This window comes from Rhizobium sp. SG741 (assembly GCF_012275435.1).
Lineage (GTDB): Bacteria > Pseudomonadota > Alphaproteobacteria > Rhizobiales > Rhizobiaceae > Rhizobium > Rhizobium lusitanum.
On sequence record NZ_JAAZQP010000006.1, the window covers coordinates 436,213 to 442,212 of the forward strand.

At 55.0% G+C, this 6,000-nt stretch carries 4 protein-coding genes; 3 read left to right on the forward strand and 1 reads right to left on the reverse strand.

The features are described from left to right. The first annotated feature begins 57 nt into the window (after nucleotides 1-57). From FHT29_RS18410 to FHT29_RS18420, 3 genes are all read left to right on the forward strand, one after another. Nucleotides 58-2,115: a glycosyl transferase gene (locus FHT29_RS18410; protein WP_168599982.1), complete on the forward strand. Its 2,058-nt coding sequence runs from the start codon at nucleotides 58-60 to the stop codon at nucleotides 2,113-2,115. A gap of 28 nt (nucleotides 2,116-2,143) precedes the next feature. Continuing rightward, entirely contained in the window at nucleotides 2,144-3,391 is a 1,248-nt protein-coding gene (locus FHT29_RS18415; protein ID WP_168599983.1) for a hypothetical protein, read from the forward strand. A 611-nt stretch (nucleotides 3,392-4,002) separates the two neighbouring features. Further along, nucleotides 4,003-5,406, forward strand: a complete 1,404-nt coding sequence (locus tag FHT29_RS18420) for a hypothetical protein (RefSeq protein ID WP_168599984.1) — start codon at nucleotides 4,003-4,005, stop codon at nucleotides 5,404-5,406. 8 nt (nucleotides 5,407-5,414) lie between these two features. Here FHT29_RS18420 and FHT29_RS34310 read toward each other — a convergent pair. Beyond that, on the reverse strand, nucleotides 5,415-6,000 hold a 586-nt coding region (locus FHT29_RS34310), incomplete at its 5' end, for a hypothetical protein (RefSeq protein WP_210255485.1).

A 6,000-nucleotide genomic window follows, 5' to 3' on the forward strand; every position in this document is an offset into this window, starting at 1 on the left:
ATGCCACTTCCTCCGGCTTCGAACCCGACCGGAAGACCATTTACTGCTAGGATGCATATGCTCGTTAACAATGCAGTTGCCCCGGATGTTCCGCCTCCGCTCGTAGAGCTCCTGAACAGGGCGCGAAATCAGCACCTATCCCTTTCCGAGTTACTGCAGCTCGTTGAGAGCCTCAGCGAGACGGGTCAAGCACGGCTGGCGTCAGAGCTTTACAGAACGTGGATCGCGTTCAACGACACGCATCCGTTGCTGCACGTTGTCTACTTCAATTACTCCGTCATTTTGCGGCAGTTGGGGGATGTGGCTGGAGCGATTCATGCGTTGCGCGCCTGTTTGAAAATTGATCCGCGATTCGGGCAGGCACACATCAACCTTGGTCGGGCACTCGAAGATTGCGGTTCAACCGGCCAGGCAGTCCAGCAATGGTACAGTTACCTGGATGCCACGAATGAAATCACGGCGGAACGAGCAGGTCATCGTTTGATGATGCTGCAGCATGTCGGCCGTGTTCTCGAAAACGCAGGTCATTTCGAAAAGGCAGAAACGGCGCTATGGCAAGCTATCGAGTTGCGGCCGGACAAAACCGAATCAGCTCAGCATTGGACGTCACTGCGGCAGCGCCAATGCAAATGGCCAACATTGGTTGGCTCAGATCATGTTTCAACACGCCAATTGCTCGACGCGATGTCTCCGTTGACGCTTGCCTGCCACGTCGACGATCCCTTGTTTCAGCTTGCCAAAGCTTATCGCTACAATAAGCAACTGGTCGGACAACCCGATCTTAAGAACTTCCCACGCAAGCAGCCACGGATGAAAACCGGAACCGAACAGCGCTTGCGTGTCGGCTATGTATCGTCAGATTTGCGGGATCACGCTGTGGGCTTCGCGCTCAGCGAGGTTCTCGAGCTACATGATAAACGTAGCGTCGAAGTTTTCGCTTATTATTGCGGTGAGCCGCGAACGAACGATGCGACGCAGGAACGGATCAAAATCGCCGTCGACTCTTGGCGTGATATTACCGGGCTCAGCGATATCGATGCGGCCGCACAGATTGGTGCGGACGAAATCGACATCCTCATCGACGTCAACGGCTATACAAAGCATGCAAGAACGGGAATCTTTGCCTTCCGCCCAGCCCCGGTGATCGTCAATTTCTGCGGCTACCCCGGTTCCATGGGCAGCCCCTATCATCAATATATCATTGCGGACGACCAAATCATTCCGCCTGAAAATGAAATCTATTTCACGGAAAAGGTGCTGCGGATCGCGTGCGATCAACCTGTCGATCGCAAACGGCTCATCGGCTCCCGGCCAAGCCGCCCGGAAGCAGGACTGCCTGAGGATGCTTTTATATTTGCCTGCTTTAACGGCATGCAGAAAATCACCGCCGCATGCTTTGCTCGCTGGATGACGATACTTTCGGCAGTTCCCGACAGCGTTTTGTGGTTGCTTGGCGGCGATGACGATGTCAATCAGCGCCTGCGCCAAATAGCAGCGCAACATGGCGTTGCCGCCGAACGCCTCATTTTCGCGCCTAAGGCTGCAAACCCAGACCATCTTGCTCGAATTGGGCTGGCCGACCTCTTCCTCGATACCTTCCCTTACGGCGCTCACTCTACGGCATCAGATGCTCTGACGATGGGCTTGCCGGTTCTTACCTTTCCCGGGAGAGGCTTCGCTGCGCGTTTCTGCGCCAGCATCGTTTCTGCAGCGGGCGTCAGTGAACTGATTTGTCACGGACCGGATGATTATGTGGCGAAGGCCATTGATCTTGCGCGGCAATCTGGTCGGTTAAGGGCGATCAGAGAAGCATTGCAACGCCAGCGAGACACGAGCGCCTTGCGCGACATGCCGGGTACGGCACGGCGCCTTGAACAGTTGTTCTGGCAAATGCAGGGCGAATCTGAGCGTGGTGAAACTCCAACGCCGGATTTGCGTAATCTCGACCTATACTACGAAATCGGGGCGGAGATCGTTTTGGAGAATGTGGAGTTCCAAGACGACAGAACTTACAGGCACCGATACATCGAAAAGTTGATCCAGCGGCACGACTATACACCAGTCTCGCCCGACGGCCGCCTGTGGGCAGAGCTGCCACTCCAAATCCGTAACTAACGCACTCATTTCAAGCGGTGAGAATTGTATGGCCCCTGTTGTACTTGTGACATTTGCCGGCAGGCAGAAGAGAATGGAAATTCTGACCGACTACATCCGCGAAGCGATGGATCGCGGAATAATAGACGAGTGGCATATTTGGGATTTCACACGTTCACAGAACGACCATGAATGGATCAGCCGCGAATTTGGCCCGGCGCGCTATATGGGATCCGGCGCCCAATATCAGTTGGCGGGAACCGTTACCAACCAGTCTTGGTTCCGCGCGAGCGCGTCGATCACCAATGATCTTCATATTGCGATCTTGCCACATGATGATAGCGACCACTTTTTCGAAATCGTCATAGGCGGCTGGGACAATCAGTATACGGCTCTGCGCAAACTTCCGCGCAGTGAATTGATGAATTCCGAACGTCCAAATGATTCGGCGACATGGACGAGGTCAACGCCTGGTATTCTCTCTCCGGGTATGCCTAATCAGATCGTTCTCAAAAGTGACGCGGGCGGTGTTCAACTACACGTCAATCACGTGCTCGTCGGCCAATGGCAGGAAATCAATTTGCCATTTGGCGCATCGATCATGGTGCGTGGAGGATGGGGCGCCGGTTTGGAGCTCGGCAACTCCGGCTCACGCATACAGCGTTTCCTCGGCAATCCGGACGAGAGGCCCCCATACTGGCAGGCCTACAATTACTACGCGACCAGGCTGCAGAGGTTTTCGGATACGGTATTTTTGAAGTGTGACGATGACATTGTCTACGTGGACGTCGATAAGCTCGACGGCTTTATAGAATTTAGACGGAGCAACCCGAACTACTTCATCGTTTCGGCCAATGTCGTGAACAACGGAGTGTGTGCGTACTGGCAGCAGGTCGCAGGATCGCTTCCTGATCGGCTCGGCCAATTTGAACATCCGCCGGGAGGATTTGGTGGAAGCTTGTGGCAGAGCGGGAAGCGCGCGACTGAGCTCCATGATTTCTTCTTGCAAAGCCATGACAAGCGACTGCCATTGCCCGCTCAGGTCGTTGAGTGGAAAGGGCGTCAGTCGATCAATTTTATTTCCTGGCTTGGGAAGGATTTGGTGCATATGGCGCTGCCAAAAGGCGATGATGAGGCCCAGTTGACGATCGATTTACCAGAGCTTCTGGGGCGTCTTACAGCTATCTATTCTGACTTTATGGTGAGCCATCTGAGTTTCGGCCCGCAAGAAAACGGACTTGATGTCGACCGCCTGATCGATGCCTACGGTGCCTTGATGCAGGCAAGGAGAAAATAGCCCCCGCCCCTCTCCCGTGCTTGAACTACCCCAGATCACTCGGCGCGGCATCACAGTTGGTATGTTGGCGGCTTTTAAAATCTCCGCTCCAAAGAATCTCCATGTAATGCGAATCAACGTGAAGCCCGCTAGGGTAAATTTTAAATTAACGGATGCTGCAACTCTTGGGATACTCGCATTCCTAGACGCCGGAACACTCTTTCCGTCTAACGGGACGCTCAAATGGTCGATGCCAATAGCGGCTTCTGATCATAACAGTTACGCGAACTTCAGGAGCAAGCACATCCAAGGCAGTTGCCAAAAGACCCGCGTGCTCCCTTCACACCATCGGTTGCGGAGAGGTGACATTTGAAATCGGTTAATATTGCGGAGCCCACACGCTAATGACCTCAATCATTTCTTCTCTGACCGCCAACCAGATCAGATCTCTTTCCACCACGGTAATCGCGTCTCTTACCACCAATGACGTGGTCGCGCTGAACTCCACGCAGGTCAAGACGCTTTCGTCAGCTCAGATTGCTGCCTTGCGAACCGATGATATCGCAATCCTGACGACCGGGCAGATCAGTGCCATATCCGTTAGCGGGATCAAGGGCCTCAGTCTGAGCCAGTTGGCCGTTCTTGACGCGACCAGGATTGCGAGCCTTGGCACAGCACAAGTCACGGCCCTGAGCACCAATCAAATCGAGGATTTGGATTCTTCACAGATTGAGGCTTTGACATCGTCCCAATTTGGAGCCTTTGGCTCGGCGCAGGTCGCGGCCTTGTCGACCGCCGATATCGCGGAATTATCGACCGCCGATATTGCGGCGATCACTCCAATAGCAATGTCCGGACTGTCGACGGACGATGTCGCCGCGCTTTCTACTGGCCAGCTCGCCGCCCTGAAGACGGGTCAGATCGCAGCCCTGAAGACCAGCCAGGTCAAAGTGCTGACCACCCTCCAGATCACCACGTTGACCGCTGCCCAGATCGGTGCTTTCAGCTCGGTGCAGGTCGCGGCCCTGACCACCGCCGATATTGCAGAATTGACGACCGCCGATATTGCAGCGATCACTTCAACAGCAATGTCCGGACTGTCGGCGGCCAATGTCGCCGCACTTTCTACTGGCCAGTTCGCCGCCCTGAAGACAGGTCAGATCGCAGCCCTGAAGACTAGCCAGGTCAAAGTGCTGACCACCCTCCAGGTCACTACGTTGACCACTGCCCAGATCGGTGCTTTCGGCTCTGCGCAAGTCGCGGTCCTGACCACCGACAATATTGCAGCCCTCTCGACCAGCCAGATCTCCGCCCTAAGCTCGAGGTCCGTGGCAGGGCTCACCACTGCCCAGATCGACACCTTGAGCTCCAGCCAGATTGAAGCTCTCGGCTCCGCACTTGTCGGAGTCCTCGGCTCGGCGCAGATCGCGGCCCTGACGACTGCAGATATTGCCGAATTGTCGACCGCCAGTATTGCAGCGATCACTTCAGCAGCAATGTCCGGACTATCGGCGGCCAACATCGCAGCACTTTCTACTGGCCAAGTCGCCGTCCTGAAGACGGGTCAAATCGCAGCCTTGAAGACCAGCCAGGTCAAAGTGCTGACCACCCTCCAGGTCACTACGTTGACCACTGCCCAGATCGGTGCTTTCGGCTCTGCGCAAGTCGCGGCTCTGACCACCGACAATATTGCAGCCCTCTCGACCAGCCAGATCGCCGCCCTAAGCTCGAGGTCCGTGGCAGGGCTCACCACCGCCCAGATCGACACTTTGAGCTCCAGCCAGATTGGGGCTTTCGGCACAGCACAGGTCAGAGCCTTTGGCTCGGCGCAGGTCGCAGCCCTGACGACCGCAGATATTGCAGAATTGTCGACCGCCAATATCGCAGCCATCAATCGAACGGCATTATCGGGGTTGTCGACAACGGATATCGCGAACCTGAAGAGTGATCAATTGTTGGCGATCACAACTGCTCAGTTGCAAGCGCTGGATTCGGGACAGGTTGGCGCAATCATCGCGGCGTATCATGCGGTCTGATGGGCTTATCATCTAAGCAGCTCATCAAGGTTATGCAGGATCCGTCGATAAAATGAGCTGCAACCATTCCAATCAGCCCGCGGACGTGCTGATTGGAGCAAGTTGACATCGCCGTCGATGGCACGATCTGCCGGATATCCGCCGCCGTGACCTCCGTAAAGGCGATTGCCCATCGACAAGACTCCGAAACCGTCATGAGCACTATCTGGAGTTGTTATCCCTCTGGGCCGAAAATAGGCCCGGAGGGATAAGTCGCCTGGGCAGGGCCCGAAATCGGATCTGCAATCGGACCAACCAAATTCGATCTTTCCAGACAGCAGTATACCCATCGGCGGCCAATCAGCTCTGCAACCAGCACCACGCTCGCAGCCTGCGCCGCATTTGCGGTATAAATGCCGGCCGCGCGCGCAATGATTGGCATTTGCTGGGGCCTTTAGTGCGTTTTGTTTCTTTACGCATTCCAGACGGAAAACCGCTTCGCACTTTTCCTGGAAATGCTCTAGGTCACATACCCATAAAATAGTTTTTGTTTTTAATGGATTGTGATTCACTGCTTCCGTTGATTTGGAGGCAGTGATGGCTCGCTTTGATTTG

What these genes read in the sequence shown, in the direction of transcription:
- FHT29_RS18410 (WP_168599982.1), top strand. Translation starts at nt 58, where the DNA reads ATGCTCGTTAACAATGCAGTTGCCCCGGATGTTCCGCCTCCGCTCGTA.
- FHT29_RS18415 (WP_168599983.1), top strand. Translation starts at nt 2,144, where the DNA reads ATGGCCCCTGTTGTACTTGTGACATTTGCCGGCAGGCAGAAGAGAATG.